Source organism: Novosphingobium sp. B1, from assembly GCF_900176395.1.
Taxonomy (GTDB): Bacteria; Pseudomonadota; Alphaproteobacteria; order Sphingomonadales; family Sphingomonadaceae; genus Novosphingobium.
Genome location: NZ_FWXL01000005.1, coordinates 107,190 through 124,934, shown reverse-complemented (window position 1 = coordinate 124,934; position 17,745 = coordinate 107,190). Strand labels below are relative to the sequence as shown.

Genomic DNA, 17,745 nt, shown 5'->3' with positions numbered 1-17,745 from the left:
TGTCGCAAAACAGAAATATGAGGGTAAATTCTGGTATGCGTCAGATCTGCAAGGCGATCACGAATGTGAACCGCAAGGGGCGTTTCGTACGCCTGCTCCTGCTGGCCGGCACGGCGATTTCAGCACCGGCACTGGCGCAGGAAGCGCAAACCGATGCGGCCGATTCCGACCCCAACGTGATCATCGTGACCGCACAGAAGCGCAGCGAAAACCTGCAGAACGTGCCGATATCGATCCAGGCTCTGGGTACGCAGAAGCTTGAGCAGCTTGGCGTTGCCAACTTCACCGATTACGCACAGCAACTTCCCGCAGTGACGTTCCAGGCGCTTGGCGGCACGCCCGGCACCAATGTCGTCTACATGCGCGGCGTGGCATCGGGCGGCGATGGCAACCACTCCGGCTCACTCCCGTCGGTTGGCGTCTATCTTGACGAACAGCCCGTTACCACGATCGGCGGCAACCTTGATGTCCATGTCTATGACATCGCCCGGATCGAAAGCCTGTCCGGCCCGCAGGGCACACTCTATGGCGCCTCGTCCGAAGCTGGCACGATCCGCATCATCACCAACAAGCCCGATACTTCCGGCTTCTACGGAAGTGTCGACGGTGAAGTGAATACGGTCCGCAAGGGCGGACAGGGCTACAAGCTCGAAGGCATGATCAACGCACCGCTGTCACCCATGGCTGCACTGCGCGTGGTCGGCTGGTATCAGCGCGACGCCGGTTTCATCGACAACGTGCCGGGTCGGCGGACCTTCTGCGGCACTGCCACGGTCGATGGCGAAGGCAATACCAATGGCTGCCTGCTTGACGGTATCAGCGTCACCAACACCGCCTTCGTCAAGGAAGACTACAACTATACCGATATTTACGGCGGTCGTGCTGCGCTCAAGGTCGATCTCGACGAAAACTGGACGGTGACGCCCCAGTTCATGTACCAGGAAACCAAGAGCCACGGCTCATACGGTTTCGATCCGTCGGTTGGCGATCTTCAGGTCCAGCACTTCTTCCCCGAATTCCGCAACGACAAGTTCTGGCAGGCGGCGCTGACCATCGAGGGCAAGCTCGGCAACTGGGACATGACCTACGCCGGCGCTTATCTCGATCGCAAGACCTACCAGTCGAGCGACTATACCGACTACGCCGAAGCCTATGACTCGCTCTACCAGTCATACGGCGGTCTTGCGAACTACTTCTATTATCAAGATTCTCTTGGTCGCACGATCGATCCCCGGCAGAAGGTCATCGGCTCCGACCATTTCAAGAAGCTGAGCCAGGAACTGCGCGTGGCCTCGCCGGCAGACGAAGCCTTCCGCTTCGTCGGCGGGTTCTTCTACCAGTACCAGTCGAACCTGATCCACCAGGATTATCAGATTGCAGGTCTGGCGCCGCTGCTTTCGGTCAACGGCCAGCCCGGCACACTGTGGCTGACCCAGCAGAAGCGCGTTGATCAGGACTATGCCGCGTTCGGCGAGTTCAGCCTGGACATCTCGCCAACGGTGACGCTCACCGCCGGTGGCCGCGCCTTCGTCTATGACAACACGCTGATCGGCTTCTTCGGTTTCGGTCGCAATCCCGCCTTCATCCAGGGCGCAGACGACAATCCGCCGCCCAATGCCGCAGGTTCCTCGCGCACCGGCGTGGCAGCGTGCTTCACGCAGTCTGGCGTTCGTCTTCGGGAGGCGCAGCTTGCCGGACAAGCCAACACCTCCCTGCTGCCGCCTGCAGTAGAGGGCAGCCCATGCACCAACCTTGGTGTTTACACCAATGATGGCGTCAAGCCAGTCAAGGCCTCGGGAAGCGGCGGAACCTACCGCTTCAACGCGACGTGGAAGCCCAACAGCGATCTCTTGGCTTATGCGACCGTATCGCGCGGTTTCAGGCCGGGCGGCATCAACCGTCGCGGCGACTTTGGCGCCTATCAGCCTGATTTCCTGACCAACTACGAAGTGGGCTTCAAGTCCACGTTGGCAGGCGGGATTTTGCGCCTGAATGGTGCGATCTATCAGCAGGACTGGAAGAACTTCCAGTTTGCCTATCTTGGTCCGAACAGCTTCACCGTGATCACGAACGGGCCGAGTGCGCGTATTCGCGGCTTTGACATCGATGCTTCGGTGTCGCTTGATCGGTTGAGCCTGAACGTGTCGGGCGCATATGCCGATGCCAAGATCCGCAACAACCTGTGTGCGGCCATCGACCCGACGTTTACCTGCGCAGGCGGCGGAAACGAGATCCTTGCACCCGTCGGGACACGGCTTCCGATTACTCCGCAATGGAAGATGAGCGGTACCGCGCGCTATACCGTGCCGACAGGGACGGGCAAGGTCTATGGTCAGGTGAACGGCACTTATCAAAGCTCGGCCAGCTCTGACCTGCGCGTCGATTTCGCTGCAGCGCAAGGGCGGCTCGAAGGGTTCGGTCAGGTCAACTTGGCGCTCGGCGGCGAGTGGTCGGCCTTCTCGATCGAGGCGTTCGTGCGCAACCTGTTCGATGAGCGAGGGCAGCTTTCACGGTTTGTCCAGTGCGGTCAGTGCACGCAACGTCCCTATATCGTCCCGACGACGCCGCGCATGATCGGCGTTCGGGCAGGGGCCAAGTTCTGACGACAAGGGGCACGGGGCGGCAGCAGTCCGCCCCTGTTGCTCGCTGACCTGCTCTTGCGCTGATCGAGCCAAGCCAACATAACCCGGTCATGACCGAACACCTTGTCCTGCATGGCTTCTGGCGCTCCACGGCTTCGTGGCGCGTGCGCATCGCACTCGCGCTCAAGGGGCTGGAGTGGACCGGCATTGCCCATCACTTGCGGCTGGGCGAACAGGGCGCGCCCGCTTACCTTGCAATCAACCCGCAGGGGTTTGTCCCGGCGCTGGCGGTCGGCGATGACGTGCTGACGCAGAGCATGGCCATCTGCGAGTATCTCGACGAGGTCCATCCCGAGCCGCCGCTCCTGCCGCGTGAGCCGATGGCCCGGGCAAAGGTGCGGGCGGCTGCGCAAGTCATTGCTTGCGACATCCATCCGGTGCAGAATCTCAAGGTGTTGAAGATGCTCCGCCATCGGGGCCTGGATCAGCCAGCGATCGATGCCTGGGCGGCCGAAGTGATCGAAAGCGGCCTTTCTGCATTTGCCGGCCTGATTGCCGCAAACGCGGGACCTTACTGCTTCGGGGACAAGGTTACTCTGGCCGATGTCCTGCTCGTTCCGCAACTGGGCAATGCCCGTCGCTTTGGCGCCAGCTACGACTTCGGGCGCATTCCCGACATCGAGGCGGCTTGCATGGCAAACCCTGCCTTTGCTGCGGCTGTCCCCGAACTGCAGCCCGACGCCGAAATCTAGCGCTGTTCCTGTAGGGGAGCGGAGACGAGCGGCAGGTCCTCGTACGGGGGCTGGAAGCCAAGCAGGCGATAGAGATCCGGGCGAAGATAGGGAAAGGCATCGCCCGCATCTTCGTGCACGCGCGCGCATTCGCCGAGGAAGGTGTCGGTCGTTCGGAACAGGCCGCGTTTCATGTTCGACCATTTCTTTGCGGAAACATGGTCTGCAGCCCTTGCGCGCGCATCGCTGAGTCGCCCCAACAAATTCCCCGTTCGTCAAAATGCTGCAACGTGGCGCGCGATTTCCCCTGTAAACGCGGCTCGTCCAACGCGCCGCGCAGCCTTACGTCGACTGCTGCCTCCACGCCAACGGCCCGGACCCAGCCGGCGTTCTGCACCGTATTGATGGCGCCCACGATGCCGACCGAAGTCGGGATGACCTGCAGGCGATCGCGGAAGTTCACCTGATATCCGGCAAGCGTCGCGTTGATGATCGCATCCCGTGATGTTTCGGCGTCAGATCAGCGACACACACTTGACGATCGGTTGACAGCAATCATCCGCCACTTGAGTGTCACGTGGGTGTAACCTGACATGCGTTATGGGCATGGAGAGATGACAGGGGACCGAACTTGCTGATTTCTGACCTGCCTCCTGTTCAGGAGCGGTTTTTCAATCGTGAGTTGAGCTGGCTCGCGTTCAACCGCCGCGTGCTGGCCGAGGCGGTCAACGCCGATTATCCCCTGCTTGAGCGCCTGCGTTTCCTGTCGATCAGCGGGAGCAATCTTGATGAATTCATGATGGTTCGCGTTGCCGGCATTGCCGCGCAGGTGCGCCGCCAGATCGACGAACTCTCTGTCGACGGACAAACGCCGCAGCAACAGCTTGGCGCCTTGCTGGAAGCGGTAAAGGGTTTGATCGATTTACAGCAGGACGTGCTTGCCGGGCTCAAGGACGATCTCGCCAAGGCCGGTATCCGCATCATCGATAACGACACCTTGACGAAGGTCGAGGCAGACTGGTTGCGCGACTATTTCGAAGAACATGTCGTGCCGGTGCTGACCCCGCAGGCCATCGATCCGGCGCATCCGTTTCCGTTCATTGCCAATCAGGGCAGCGGCATTCTCTTCCAGTTGCAGCGCAGCGCCGATGGTGCGCCGGTAACCGAAATGATCCTGATTCCCCCGGCGCTTCCCCGCTTCGTGCGGCTACCGGGCGACAAGGGGTCATGGGTAGGGGTCGAGGAACTGGTAAGGCGCCATGCCACCTTGCTGTTTCCCGGCTTCAAGATTCTCGGCAACGGTACTTTTCGCGTGCTGCGCGACAGCGACATCGAGATCGAGGAAGATGCCGAAGACCTGGTGCGGTATTTCCGTACGGCCATCCAGCGGCGGCGGCGCGGCAAGGTCATCCTGCTGCACTTGCAGGAGAACTTCGACGCGGCGGCGGAAAAGCTGCTGCGTGAACAATTAAGGCTCGACCATGCCCTGGTAATCAAGAGCCGGGGTCTTCTGGCCATCGGCGGCCTTGCTGCCGTGGTGGAAGAGGACCGGCAGGATCTCAAGTTCGATCCTTACAATCCCCGCTACCCCGAGCGCGTGCTGGAACACGACGGTGATTGCTTCTCCGCCATCCGCGAGAAGGATCTGGTCATCCACCACCCTTACGAAAGCTTCGAGGTAGTTATCGATTTTCTGCGCCAGGCCGCGGCAGATCCCGATGTCGTCGCGATCAAGCAGACGCTTTATCGCGCCGGCAAGCAATCGGCAGTCATCGCCGCGCTGATCGCCGCTGCCGAGGCGGGCAAATCGGTCACTGCCGTGGTGGAACTCAAGGCTCGTTTCGACGAAGAGCAGAACCTGATGTGGGCGGCCCAACTTGAACGCGCTGGCGTGCAGGTGATCTACGGTTTCGTGGACTGGAAGACGCATGCCAAGGTCAGCATGGTCGTTCGCCGGGAGGGCGGCGGTTATCGCACCTATTGCCACTTCGGCACCGGCAACTATCACCCGGTCACCGCGCGGATCTATACCGACCTGTCGTTCTTCACCGCCGATCCGCGCATGGGCCGCGATGCCGGGCAACTGTTCAATTTCGTCACGGGGTATGTCGAGCCCAAGCAGACCGAACTGCTGGCGATCAGCCCGATCAATCTGCGTGAAAAGCTTTACGACTGCATCGCTCGCGAGGTGGCGTTGGCGCAAAAGGGCCGGCCTGCCACGATCTGGGCCAAGCTCAACCAGCTTACCGATCCCGATCTGATTGATCGCCTCTATCTGGCAAGCATGGCAGGCGTCGAGATCCGGCTGGTTGTTCGCGGGATCTGCTGCCTCAAGCCCGGCGTCCCCGGCCTGTCCGAGACGATCGAGGTCAAGTCGATCATCGGCCGTTTCCTCGAACACAGCCGTATCTGGGCCTTTGGCAACGGTGCAAACCTGCCCAACAAGCGCGCCCGCGTGTTCATATCCTCGGCGGACGGAATGAGCCGCAACATGGGCCGCCGCGTCGAAGTGCTGGTGCCGGTCAAGAACCCTACCGTGCACGATCAGATTCTCGATCAGGTCATGCTCGCAAACCTGCTCGACACGGAACAGAGCTGGGCACTTAGGCCCGATGGAGAGTACGAACGGCTCGAGAAGGGCGATCCGTCATTCAACCTGCACGGCTATTTCATGACCAACCCGTCGCTCTCAGGGCGCGGGGCGGCGCTTTCTCGTGGGAGGAAGGTTCCAAAGCTTGCGTTGCGGCGTGGCGCGGCTAACCGTGCCTGAGTGAAAACACCGCAGACCATCTACGATTGGGCGCATTCACGCGCGATCATCGACATCGGTTCGAACACGGTCAGGCTCGTGATCTATGGCGGACCGCTACGCGCCCCGACCACTTTGCTCAACGAGAAGGTGACAGCACGCCTTGGCAAGCATGTCGCCGAAACCGGTCGCCTGTCCGACAAGGCCGTGGCCAGCGTGCTGGCGGCCCTGCGCCGCTACAAGGCGCTTCTCGACATGGCAGGAGTCCCCCGGGTCGATGTAGTGGCAACTGCTGCGGCGCGGGATGCCGAGAACGGCCCTGATTTTCTTGATCGCGTTCGCGAGATCGGGTTCACGCCGCGGCTGTTGTCAGGTGTCGAGGAAGCCGAGACCAGCGCCACGGGCGTGATCGGTGCATTTCCGCATGCCGCGGGCATCGTCGGCGATCTGGGTGGTGGCAGTCTCGAACTCGTGGATGTTGCCGATGGCGGCACCAGCCATGGGGTCAGCCTGCCACTCGGCTCATTGCGGCTGCCTGCGTTGCGCGCGCGGGGCGACCGGTCGTTCGTGCGAGAAATAGGGCGCATGCTGGCCAAGGCCGACTGGGCCGCCGAACCCGGCGTCACGCTCTATCTGGTCGGCGGATCGATGCGCGCGCTCGCTCGGGCAATGATGGTGCGGCTCGACTGGCCATTCGAGGATACGCACGGATTTTCGCTCGCGGCCGAGGATGCGCGCAAACTCGCTCGACAACTGGCACGGCGCGGTCAGGTTACCGGGCCGATCGACGGCGTTTCGGCAAGTCGGCTTGCCAGCATTCCCGATGCTGCCGCATTGCTGGTCGTTCTGCTCAACCGGCTCGAACCTGGCCGGGTGACCTTTTCGTCCTGGGGCCTGCGAGAAGGCTTGCTCTTCGGCTCGCTTTCGGATGCCATGCAGAAGCAGGATCCGCTGGTCACGGCGGCCGAGGCCTTCGTCGCACCGCTCGGCATCGATCGAGCGCTGATTGATGCAGCAGTAAACTGGATGCGACCGGTACTGCCACAGGCCGCGGGCGCCACGCAGCGCTGCGCCATAGCGCTGTGCCTTGCTGCTGGACGTACGGAGCCCAATCTGCGGCGTGACCTCGCCAGCGATTGGGGCATGCGCAAGCGTTGGGTGGGAATCGATAGCGCTGGCCGCGCCGCCTTGGCTGAAGCGTTGCAAGCCAATACCGGCGAATCTTCAGCGCCTGCTCCATGGATGCGGCTGGCAGGGCCGCAGGTCTTGTCCGATGCCCGCGCCGTAGGCCTTGCCGCGCGGCTATGCCGGAGGCTTTCAGCTTGTTCGCCGGCAGTCCTGGGCAAGACCGCACTGATATGCGAAGACGGCAGGCTTGCCATCAGGTCCGATGTGCCCGCCCTTGTCGGCGATGGCGCCCAGCGCGATCTGAAGGAACTGGCGCGCCACCTCGGTGTCACCGTGGCGGGCGCGCCGGATAAGTGAAGGTGGGCAGGCTCAGGGCTGCCGTCCCAAAGTTTTCAGGACATCTGCCCAGGGCACCAGCTTGAAGTTCTGGGCTTGCGGTGCGTTGTCGCCGTCCTGCGCCACGAAGACGCCGCCCGGAAAGGCCGGGCCGAAATCGCCGAGGACTAGCTCTATCCCATCGGTGTCGCTCGTGGCGCCATAAGTGCCGGCCGCTATGCGAAAGCGTCCCTGCGGTTCAGCGGTTGCGAGGTCAAACAGTGCATAGGCGTTGTCCCCCTGGCTCGAAGCCACGAGCATCCCCGCGCTTTTGCCCACCGGCGCAAGTGCCAGGCCCTCGACATCGTCTACAAGGCCCTTGTCCCTGCCGACCAGGGCAAAAGGCCTTACCTGAAGCGTGGGCGCACGCAGGTCTACTTCCCAGATACCGATGTCTTCCTCGGCCAGATAAAGCCGACCTGTCCGGTCATCGACCACGCACCCTTCGGATTGCGTGCCGAACTTGATCGAGCGCAGATAGCTGGCGGCAATCGATGCACCTTGTTCGATCAACGCGCTCTCTGCCACCGTCCCATCCTTGAGCACCACGTATGCGCGGGCAAGTTCGCCCGCGGCCATCGCCTTGCCCATGCAGAAGCCGTAGGCTTCGGCCGGCGCATGGCCTGCAGGCAGGAAAGGGACTGCTCCGAGCGCGGCCAGCTTGCCTGTCTGTCCGTCCAGCCTGAACAGCGCGATCCTGGGCTCCACCAGATCGCTGCGATCGCTTGCTGCAACAAGCACGAAGCCTGGCCACACTTCACGCAGGTCCACGTTGTTGAGCGCGCCCGCCGCGACAAAGTCCCTTGTCTTGCCATCGAGACCATAGACGTAAAGCCCGGCCTTCTTGTCGGTGCCGACGATCAGGCTCGAAGCGGGATCGGCCCGATTGCGCCAGATCGCGGGATCATCGGCTGCATCGGCGCGGACCGAACCGACAGGCGCGGTCTCTGCGGTGGCGAATACCTGCACTGCCGGATAGGCCGGGCGCGGTGGCTCTGTCATCCCGGCGCATGCGGATAGCAACAGGGCTGGGAGCAACGCCCCCGGTCCTGCGATCTCTTTCTTGCCGAAGGACGCCATCAGAAGTTGATCCTCATGCCCGCCGCGTAACGACGGCCGAAGCGCTCGTATTCGATCGTATAGATGTCCGTACGCGGCGTCGGCGTGCCGGTTGCGCTCAGCAGGTTGCCCGGCTCCGAATAGCGGCGGCCCGGTTTGTTGAGCAGGTTCGAGGCATCGAAGTAGATCTCGAAGTTCCGGTTGATCGCGTAGCGGGCCGAGAAGTCCATCTCGTCATCTGCGGCCCAATAGGTGTCGCCGGCATCGGTCAGGTCATCGGCGTAACCATCAAGCCATGTGCTGCGGCGCTGGTACTGCAGGCGCAGCGACAAGCCGTACTTCTCGTAGTAGCCACCCAGGTTGTAGACGACATCGGAAGTGCCGGGCAGACGGACCTTGCGGGCGGGAATGGCGCCCACGGCGGGCTTCGTCACTTCGCTGTCGTTGTAGGTAAGGTTTGCACTTACGCCGAAACCACCCATCCAGTCGGGCAGTCCAAGGCTCTGCGTCCAGGGTTCAAGCTGCAGCTGTGCGGCCACTTCGAAGCCGAAGATCCGTCCGTCGCCGCCATTGGCGATGCCGGTAAAGGTATATTGCGAGCGATCGATGCCGTTGCTGTTGAGCGCATCCGAGCCGAAGGTGCGCCGCTGTGAATAGAGCACGTCTTGCACCTTCTTGTAGAACGCGCCAGCCATCAGGTAGCCCTGCGGACGCACGTACCATTCGAAGTAGCCATCGACGCCATAAGCCCGCTCCGGTTTCACGCTGGGATTTCCGCCCGAAACCGTCAGGTTGGCATCGTTCACCGTCACGTTCGGGCGCAGCAGGTCGTAGTCGGCCCGCGCCGCGCCGCTGTTGAACGAGAGCCTGAACTTCTTGTCTTCGGCCAGATCGTAATTGATGTGCAGGCTCGGGAAGGCGAGGGTCTGGCTCGCCTCGGCCGTGACCAGCGCGGTTGTTGAACCGATCGTCGCTTCGGCGATGCCGCGATTCTTCACGTGCTCAACGCGGACGCCACCGATGATCGAACCCCAGTCATAGCGCACCGTGCCCATGGCAAACCCGGCATAGACCTGTTCGCGCACGTCATAGATATTGCCGGTGTTGGGCGTGAAGCTGAACGCCCCCCGCGCTGCATCGCTGTACTGACGCATCTTGTCGGTGTCGAAGTAGCGGAAGGTGTAGCCCATCGCGATCTTGCCGAGGAATGGCTGATCCAGCGAGAAATCGTTGTAGTTGGTCGGAATGCCGATCCTGGCATAATCGGCCGTGGTGTTGATCAGGATCTGGCTTTCGTCCACCACTTTCGTGCGCTGGTCAAACTGGAAACCGACCTTTAAGCTGGCATCGCCCCCAAGCACGCTTGCATCCTTGGCGATGATCAGGCGGCCGGTGTAGGCCTTCGTGGTGTCCACGGCATCAAGCACCCGCAATTCCGCAAGCGGCTTGGTGAAAGTGTCGATCGCGGTCACCGGCGTGCCGGCGGCATAGCGGGTTGGGCCGGAAAGCTGCACTGTGGTGAAAAGCTTCGGGGTACTTCGCAGCGGATCGCTGAAATCGTACGTCACCGTCGGGCGCAGGTTGCGGGTCGACGGGCTGTTCCACCGCGCTTCGCCAACGACCGAGCGATCATCCTTTGATTCGGTGTAGTTGCCCAGCCAGTTTATCTTCCAGCCGCTTTCGAACTCGTGCGTGCCTTCCAGGGTATTGGTGAAGATCGATTGGCGGAATGCGCGCAAGGTCGAGCGCTGGTTGATGTCGATGCCGTAGACCGTGCCGACCAGCGGCGTGTTGCCAATGCAGACATCGGCATAGCCGGTAGTCGTCGGCAGGGTATTGGCCACGATCGGGCAAGCGGCGGCTGAACTGGACAGATCGCTCTGACGGTCATCGAGATCGAAGATGTAGTTGTCGCGCGCTTCATCGTCAGTGAAGATCGTGTAGACCGAACGCAGCGAGATGGTGTTCTCGCTGTCTGGCTTCCAGTCCATCCGCCCTGATACCGACCAGTTGCGGCGACGCAGGCGGTAAAGTTTGTTCTCGGTCTCGCGCGCCCAGAAGCGCGTGCCGTTGCCCGGGCGCTGATCCTGCGAGACACGTTCCCAGTCGGTCTCGAAGTTGTCGGTGATCATGTTGCGCTCGAAGAAGCTGCCCGAAAGCAACAGGCCGATCTCGCCATCCCCTGAGCGGAAGCGGTCGGACACGACCACCGACCCTTCATACTCGCGGCGATCGCCCAATTCGGCAAAGCCGATGCCGGCCTTGCTCTGGAAATGCAGGCCATCAAAATCGAAAGCCGAGCGGGTGATGACGTTGACGTTGCCTGACACGGTCTCGCCGGGCATGTCCGGCGTGACGGCCTTCGACACGACGACCTGCTTGGCGATTGCCGAAGGGATCGAGTCGAAACGGGCGTCGCGGCCTTCGGGGCTTACGACGTTGATCCCGTCAAAGCTCAGCGTAGTCCAGTAATTCGGAGCGCCGCGCAGGCTGATGTAGCGTGCCTGGCCCTGATCGCGTTCGATCGCAACGCCGGGCAGGCGGCTGGTAGCTTGCGCGATATTCTGGTCGGGGAGGCGGCCTGCGCTATCCGACGAAAGCACCGCAACCAGTGAATCCGACTTCTTCTGCACATCGAGGGCAGCGGCTTCGGATTCGGCAATGGGGCGCTCGCCCGTCACCACGATCGGTGTGCTGTCTTCAGCTTCTGCCACGGTTTCTTCGGCAAACGCTGGCGTGGCAAAGCCAATCGCCACCGAAGCGAGTAGCGCGATGCGCAACGAAGAGCGGCCCGCGAAGGGTGCGTGGAAAAACATGATTTGAAGAATCCCCTGAAGCAATGATGCTGCGCTGCGGCTAGGGATGGATTCTGACAGTGGAACGTCAGTTCGGTGACGAAACCGTGAAAGCCATTTCAGCGCTGTGACACACTGAACGATTTTCCAATTTGGAAACTTTTTGACACATTTACCGAGGGATAGTGCGCTGCTGTATTCTGTAGGGGAGGGATCGAAAGTAAGTCGGTTGCGAGCAGTGAGTTTGCTGCAGTGCGGAAGGGTGCGGGCAAGAAAGCATCTGTTTCCTCGCAATAATGCGCCGATATGGTTCCCGCCCAAAATACCGTGTTGTTATGGGGTTATGAGCGTGTTTTACTGCTGTGCCGTTTAATCAGAACGCGCTTGATTCCGGAAAGAGGGTGGATGCAAATGAGGCATGTTATCCAATACGTTGCACTGACAACCGCTACCCTGCTCCTCGCGTCCTGCGGTGGTGGCGGAAGTGCTGACAAGGCAGCAGAAGAAACCGCAGCGAAGCCTGCGGAAACAACTGCGGCTGCAGCCGCTGCTCCTGCTGCTGCAACAAGCGCCGCTGCGCCAACCGCCGATTCCACCGATACTCTCGATGGCACGACGCTCGCTTCCCTCACGCCCGATGCCGCACACGGGAAGACCATCTTCACCCAGTGCAAGGCCTGCCATGCCATTGAAGCTGGCAAGAACATGATCGGTCCGTCGCTCGCAGGCGTCGTGGGTCGCAAGGCTGGCACGGAAGCAGGCTTCACGTATTCGGCCGCCAACAAGAACAGCGGCATCACCTGGACTGCGGAAAAACTGTTCCAGTACCTCGAAAAGCCGCAGCGCGTCGTCCCGGGCACCAAGATGTCGTTCGCTGGCTTGCCCAAGGCGCAGGACCGCGCTGACGTGATCGCATATCTCAAGGCTCCGAACTGAGCCCACAAGGCCCTTCGGGTCGCAAGAAGGGGCGCGGACCACACCGGTCCGCGCCCCTTTCATTTGCTGCAATCCAGGCCGCCGCAGGGCGGCCTGACAGTTCGCCCTCAAGCCGCAGCGGAGCGCCGCGCGAGTTCACATTGTGACCAGATGTCGCTCAGCGCTTCGATCAGCTTGTCCACGTCACCATCGCTATGGACGGGCGATGGCGTGATGCGCAGGCGCTCGGTTCCGCGCGGTACGGTTGGATAGTTGATCGGCTGTACGTAGATGCCGTGGTTGTCCATCAGCCAGTCGCTGATGCGCTTGCACTTGTGCGGATCGCCCACCATCACCGGAATGATATGGCTGGGGTTCGGCAGGTGCGGGATGCCGATGGCGTCGAGCCGGCGGCGCACCGTTGCCACGCGCTCCTTGTGTCGGGCGCGCTCCATCTCGCTCGTCTTCAGATGCCGGATGCTGGCAGCAGCGCCGGCAGCAAGGGCAGGGGGCAGGGCAGTGGTGAAGATGAACCCACTGGCGAAAGTGCGGATGAAGTCGCACAGCGCCTCTGACGCGGCAATGTAGCCGCCCATCACGCCAAATGCCTTGCCCAGCGTCCCCTCGATCACCGTTATGCGGTCCATCAGGCCTTCACGCTCTGCGACGCCGCCGCCGCGCGGTCCATAGAGACCGACTGCGTGAACCTCGTCGATGTAGCTCATCGCGCCGTGCTTTTCGCAGACGTCGAGAATTTCCGCGATCGGGCCGATGTCGCCGTCCATCGAATAGACGCTTTCGAATGCCACCAGCTTGGGCACGTCCGGGCCGTATTCCGAAAGCAGTTCGTCAAGATGCGCCACATCGTTATGACGCCAGACCCGGCACGTCGCGCGCGAATGGCGGATGCCCTCGATCATCGAGGCATGGTTCAGAGCATCGGAGAACACCACACAGCCCGGAATCTTCGCTGCCAGCGTGCCAAGCCCTGCCCAGTTCGAGACATAGCCAGACGTGAACAGCAGCGCGGCTTCCTTGCCGTGCAGGTCGGCCAGTTCCTGTTCGAGCAGAACGTGATGGTGGTTGGTGCCTGAAATATTCCGCGTGCCGCCTGCGCCCGCACCGCATTCGTCGAGCGTCTTGTGCATGGCATCAAGCACCGCGGGATGCTGTCCCATGCCGAGGTAATCGTTCGAGCACCACACCGTGACCTGTTCGGTCCGATCGTCGACATAGCGCGTGGCGTGCGGGAAGTTGCCGCACCTGCGCTCGATCTCGGTAAAGATCCGATAGCGCCCTTCAGCCCGGACCGAGTCCAGTTCCCCCTTGAAGTAGCCCTCGTAGTCCATGGTTGTCGGTCCTCTTCGTGAATTCTTCTTCTATTTCAGTTCGCAGGTCGACGGGTGGGCAAGGCCCAGCCCCAGAGTGCCCCGTCGCGGATCGGCAGGGCCAGAAACAGGTGTTCGAGAGCGCCAAGGGCGGCCAGCGCGAACAGCAGGCTGGCGCCTGATGCACTGGCGCTGCCCTCGGGCGCATTGATCGCGATCAAACCGAGCCACCCGGCCAGTGAGGAAGTGCCTGCAATCGCAAAGAAAAGTTCAGGCCCCATCCGGCGCGGCCCAAAATATGTCTTGAGATAGGCGAGGTGCGGCGGAAAGATCTCGGTGCTCATGTTCGGTACGCCGAAGAAGATCACCAGCTTTGTCGAAAGCCGCATCGCCAGAAGCAGCGTGAAAGTCATCGCGCCGATCTGGTTGGCCGCGTTCCAGCTCAGGGAAATGAGCCCGATCGCGCTCAAGGCCAGCGCAATCTCGTGCCAGGCTACAGCGCTCACGGCGTGGAAGAACCTCTCCAGCCCGCGCGCTTCTGCGGGGCAAGGCTCGCGCCGCGGCCCCGTCACCGCCCCGGTCAGGAAGCTGATCTCGTGCCATGACCAGATCAGGATCGCACCGGCAAAGGCGGCATAGACGCCCGTGAGGGTCGGCTTGTTCATCGACCAGCCCACGACTGCCAGCCCGCCAACACCGGCAATTCCCGCCAGCATCAGGCTGCGCGGGAAAGTGCGGCGTTCGCGGTTGTCCGCCCAGGCGATCAGGCCGGTCGCAAGGAACCAGACCACGATCGTGGCGATAACCGGCAGGACATGGCCGGTCCAGCTTACCACGCGGGCTGCAGCCGCACGGTTGCCGGCAGTTCGTTGCGGCGGGGGCGCAGCAGGTACATCCTTGCGAAGTTGGCGCCGGCACCCATCGCACCTGAAGCCCGCATCAGCACGCCGGCAATGCCGCCGCGCTTCTTGCCTTCCTCGATGCGCTGGCTTGCCACCAGCAGCCGCTTCATCGCCCGGCGGAAGCGCGGATCGTCGGTATCGAGCTCGACCGGAAAGACCTGGCGGCTGATCGCGGTGCAGATCTCGAACACGCGGTAGTCGTAGGTCTCGGGATCGAGACCGAGCGCCTTGTGGAACACCGGCCGTGCATGATCGCGCACGTACATCGTCGAATAGACGGCGAGCAGGAAGAAACGCACCCACAGCTTGTTCATGCCGGTCAGCAGCTTGGGGTCAGCCCGCAGCAGCAGCGCAAACGCCTCGCCATGGCGGAACTCGTCGTTGCACCAGCTCTCGAACCAGTTGAAGATCGGATGGAAACGCAGTTCCGGGTGCGCGGCCAGCTGGCGATAGATCGCGATATAGCGGGCATAGCCGATCTTCTCGGACAGGTAGACCGAGTAGAAGATGAACTTCGGCTTGAAGTAATGGTACTTCTTGGCCTTGGTCAGGAAGCCGAGGTCGATGCCGATCCCGGCGTCTTTCAGCGATTCATTGATGAACCCGGCATGGCGGCTTTCATCGCGCGCCAACAGCTTGAACAGCAGCTTCATGTCAGGGTTCTTCGTGCGCCGTGCCATTTCGGCGTAGAGGATGCAGCCAGAAAACTCCGAGGTAAGCGAACTGACGAGGAAATCGATGAACTCCGCCCGCAGCTCCGGCTCCAGCCCCTCGATCACCCCGGCAAAGCTTTCCTGACGCTTGAAGTGCTTCTTGTTGGGATCGCTGACCATCTCGGCCATCAACTCGTCCCATTCCTCGCGGACAAGCGAGACGTCGATGGCATCGAGCGCGGCGAAATCGGTGGTGTAGAAACGCGGGCTCAGCACCGTCTCATGCTGCACCATCTTGTGAACGTCGGGCTTGGGCGCGCGCTCCGGCGCTGCCACGGGGCGTTCGAGTGTGATCGCGTTCATCTCAGGCTCCCAGGATTGAAGCTGACCTCGTAAAGCTCGGTCAGGCCAAGGTAAGCGACAAGCCGCATCCACCCCCGCAGCAGGGGGCCTGCCCGGACGACGGTCGCCGTCCGCTCGAACACGGCGCTTTGCCCGAAGGCCACGCGGATCGGTTCGCCATGAACGCGAACCTTGTCGCCGGGCTGGACAGACAAGTTGCCCGCCAGCTCGACATGCGCGTGGAAATGCGCCTCGCTCTGCTCCACCGCCACGCGGCAGGGCACTTCGAAGGCGCGGGCGCGGATCATGCCTGATTCCCCTTTGCTGCCGTTCCACCGAGGAACCTGGCAAAGGCGGCCCGGTTGGTCGCGCCGAATGAGCCAAGCTCGATCGAACGCCCCGTTGCCGGGTCGCGCAGCGAGAGCGATCCGTTCTCCCACTGCGTCAGTTCGAAGGGAGCCGCTGGGCCGATCCCCTTCATCTTCCTGTCGCGAGCCATGCCGCGCATCACGCCACGCACGAACCCGCCACCATCGTTCTCGCCCATCAAGACCGCGAGCGTCGAACCTGCATCTGCATCCTTGACCACGACAGCGCCGTCAGCACGATCCTCGAAAGCGAGGTGCCGCACTTCCACGGCGACCACATTGTCCCTGGCGCGCGCCACAGCCGGCACCGCCTCGCGCTCCAGCACCCCGACGCGCACCAGCCCGGTCAACGCCAATGTCGTTGCCACCAACGCACCTGCAAGGATCAGCGCCGGGCGCGGAACGGTGTTTTCATGGTCGTGAACGAGGCTCATGCCGCGGCGCCCTGCAGGCCATGACCGCGAACGGGCGTGGCCTTGGCGCGTACTGCAGCAGCCTCGTTCGGAACGACAGCAGCGCAGGCCCTGGCCAGAACCTTGGCGACTGCTACTGCATCGGGCATGGCGCGCAGCATGGGACTAGGCTGGCCAAACCGCCAGGGCCGGGCATGCGGCCAGAGCATCGCAAAGCCAAGCCGATGACGGCCGACCAGTGTCAGCGCAATATCACCATGCCCGCCACCCTGCGGACGAAGGTCTGCCGAGCCGATCGTCGCCAGCGGCAAGTTCACGCACTTGTTCAGTGCCACGCCGATGCGCAGCACCACGCGGCGGTTGGTGATGGTGTAAACCGTCGTCCGCGCCACGGCGATTGCGAACACCGCCAGCAACCCTTGCGTGATTGCTCCGCCGACAACGGCCGCACCAGCACCGAACAGCTTGCCAGTGGCAAGGCCGAGCACGGCCAGTGCTGCGAAATAGCTGCTCACCCAGCGGGTATGCAAGGCGCTGCGGGCGAAGGTCCGCCAATCGGGCGAACCTTGCCACAGGATGCTTTCGCCGGCCGGCAGGTCGCCCGGCAGACCGCGGATCGGCTCGTGGTCGTACTCGCTCATATCAGCGGTTCCAGCCGGTTTTCGTTGGCATAGAGATAGCCGGTGCCGAAGTAGGCCACGGTGCGCTCTTCCTCATACCGGGTGATCTCGCCCGGATTGGCGGGGAAGGGGGCGCCCGCAAAGTCGGCGGCATTGATCGCGTCGATGATCACCGCGTTCTTCTTCACCACGGCCATCGGCATCGGCGCCAGCACGGTCGACGTGCCGGTATCCACGGCCAGATAACGCACCATGTGTTCGGCCCGGTCGACCCACATGTCGGTCACCACGCCGGCCTTGAGGCCATCGGCGCCATAGACTGGCAGGCCACACGGGTCGGTGCTTGCCGTTGCCACGCTGATCTCCGGCGCGAGGCCCATCGGCACGATGCGCGGATTGCCATGGGCATCGATGTCCGCCCACTTGGCACGGTCGGCATAGGAACCGGGGCCGACGCCAGCGGCAAAAACGTCACCAGTCGGGCTCAGCGGCGCGCCGCCAAAGGTTTCGCGGCGCTTGGCGTTCACTTCGAAAGGATCGCGCTCACCGGTCGGGACAGACTTGGTGCCCTTGCCGAACGGCAGGATGAAGGTCTTGGGTGCAGCAGCCGAAAGCGGTCCACCCTCGCTGAGCAGGCGCCCGGTCAGCGCGTCTTCCAGCGGATAGCCCTCGCGCCGATCCTCGCGGCGGAGCCAGAAAACAAGGGCGATAAAGAACCCGATAAAGGTTATCATCGCGATCTGAGCGGCATCGATCGTGCCGACGATATTGCCGTAGTTCATGTG

General features: G+C 62.3%; 16 protein-coding genes. 5 read left to right on the top strand and 11 right to left on the bottom strand.

Annotated elements, in window-relative coordinates; all coding sequences use genetic code 11:
* The first annotated feature begins 35 nt into the window (after positions 1–35).
* Positions 36–2,603, top strand: coding sequence for a TonB-dependent receptor (locus B9A23_RS10510; protein WP_084278835.1), 2,568 nt, complete (start codon positions 36–38; stop codon positions 2,601–2,603).
* Positions 2,604–2,692: 89 nt separating this feature from the next.
* Complete coding sequence (gene maiA / locus B9A23_RS10505) at positions 2,693–3,334, top strand: maleylacetoacetate isomerase (RefSeq protein ID WP_084278834.1); 642 nt, start codon at positions 2,693–2,695, stop codon at positions 3,332–3,334.
* Here maiA and B9A23_RS22780 read toward each other — a convergent pair.
* Both B9A23_RS22780 and B9A23_RS22775 read right to left on the bottom strand, forming a co-directional pair.
* Complete coding sequence (locus B9A23_RS22780) at positions 3,331–3,507, bottom strand: hypothetical protein (RefSeq protein WP_176217957.1); 177 nt, start codon at positions 3,505–3,507, stop codon at positions 3,331–3,333. The two genes, maiA and B9A23_RS22780, sit on opposite strands and share 4 nt — an antisense overlap.
* Entirely contained in the window at positions 3,504–3,776 is a 273-nt protein-coding gene (locus tag B9A23_RS22775) for a hypothetical protein (protein ID WP_084278832.1), read from the bottom strand. Before B9A23_RS22775 ends, B9A23_RS22780 begins: the two co-directional genes overlap by 4 nt.
* 168 nt (positions 3,777–3,944) lie before the next feature.
* Here B9A23_RS22775 and B9A23_RS10495 point away from each other — a divergent pair, with 168 nt between their 5' ends.
* Complete coding sequence (locus tag B9A23_RS10495) at positions 3,945–6,083, top strand: RNA degradosome polyphosphate kinase (RefSeq protein WP_084278831.1); 2,139 nt, start codon at positions 3,945–3,947, stop codon at positions 6,081–6,083.
* On the top strand, positions 6,084–7,547 hold the full coding sequence (locus B9A23_RS10490) for a Ppx/GppA family phosphatase (protein ID WP_084278830.1): 1,464 nt from the start codon (positions 6,084–6,086) through the stop codon (positions 7,545–7,547).
* A gap of 12 nt (positions 7,548–7,559) precedes the next feature.
* On the opposite strand, the gene B9A23_RS10485 is transcribed toward B9A23_RS10490, so the two are convergent.
* Together B9A23_RS10485 and B9A23_RS10480 are read right to left on the bottom strand one after the other, a co-directional pair.
* Positions 7,560–8,645 (bottom strand): phytase, encoded by a 1,086-nt coding sequence (locus B9A23_RS10485; protein WP_084278829.1) that lies wholly within the window; start codon positions 8,643–8,645, stop codon positions 7,560–7,562.
* Positions 8,645–11,440, bottom strand: coding sequence for a TonB-dependent receptor (locus tag B9A23_RS10480; protein WP_084278827.1), 2,796 nt, complete (start codon positions 11,438–11,440; stop codon positions 8,645–8,647). The genes B9A23_RS10485 and B9A23_RS10480 overlap by 1 nt, the downstream gene beginning before the upstream one ends.
* A 390-nt stretch (positions 11,441–11,830) precedes the next feature.
* Between B9A23_RS10480 and B9A23_RS10475 the strand changes: the two genes are divergently transcribed.
* Complete coding sequence (locus tag B9A23_RS10475; RefSeq protein ID WP_368655937.1) at positions 11,831–12,355, top strand: c-type cytochrome; 525 nt, start codon at positions 11,831–11,833, stop codon at positions 12,353–12,355.
* A gap of 107 nt (positions 12,356–12,462) precedes the next feature.
* Here B9A23_RS10475 and hemA read toward each other — a convergent pair whose 3' ends face one another.
* From hemA to puhA, 7 genes are read right to left on the bottom strand one after another with little or no spacing between them, the layout of a single operon-like run.
* On the bottom strand, positions 12,463–13,683 hold the full coding sequence (gene hemA, locus B9A23_RS10470; RefSeq protein WP_084278825.1) for a 5-aminolevulinate synthase: 1,221 nt from the start codon (positions 13,681–13,683) through the stop codon (positions 12,463–12,465).
* A 35-nt stretch (positions 13,684–13,718) separates the two neighbouring features.
* Positions 13,719–14,498, bottom strand: coding sequence for a putative photosynthetic complex assembly protein PuhE (puhE, locus tag B9A23_RS10465; RefSeq protein ID WP_084278824.1), 780 nt, complete (start codon positions 14,496–14,498; stop codon positions 13,719–13,721).
* Positions 14,492–15,580, bottom strand: a complete 1,089-nt coding sequence (acsF, locus tag B9A23_RS10460) for a magnesium-protoporphyrin IX monomethyl ester (oxidative) cyclase (RefSeq protein ID WP_084278822.1) — start codon at positions 15,578–15,580, stop codon at positions 14,492–14,494. Before acsF ends, puhE begins: the two co-directional genes overlap by 7 nt.
* Entirely contained in the window at positions 15,577–15,867 is a 291-nt protein-coding gene (locus tag B9A23_RS10455) for a hypothetical protein (protein WP_084278821.1), read from the bottom strand. Before B9A23_RS10455 ends, acsF begins: the two co-directional genes overlap by 4 nt.
* Positions 15,864–16,361: a photosynthetic complex assembly protein PuhC gene (gene puhC, locus B9A23_RS10450; RefSeq protein ID WP_084278820.1), complete on the bottom strand. Its 498-nt coding sequence runs from the start codon at positions 16,359–16,361 to the stop codon at positions 15,864–15,866. The genes B9A23_RS10455 and puhC overlap by 4 nt, the downstream gene beginning before the upstream one ends.
* Positions 16,358–16,981 (bottom strand): photosynthetic complex putative assembly protein PuhB, encoded by a 624-nt coding sequence (gene puhB / locus B9A23_RS10445; protein ID WP_084278819.1) that lies wholly within the window; start codon positions 16,979–16,981, stop codon positions 16,358–16,360. The genes puhC and puhB overlap by 4 nt, the downstream gene beginning before the upstream one ends.
* The gene (gene puhA, locus B9A23_RS10440; protein WP_084278817.1) at positions 16,978–17,742 is read right to left on the bottom strand and encodes a photosynthetic reaction center subunit H; all 765 of its coding nucleotides are present in this window, start codon (positions 17,740–17,742) and stop codon (positions 16,978–16,980) included. Before puhA ends, puhB begins: the two co-directional genes overlap by 4 nt.
* Between the last annotated feature and the right edge of the window lie 3 nt (positions 17,743–17,745).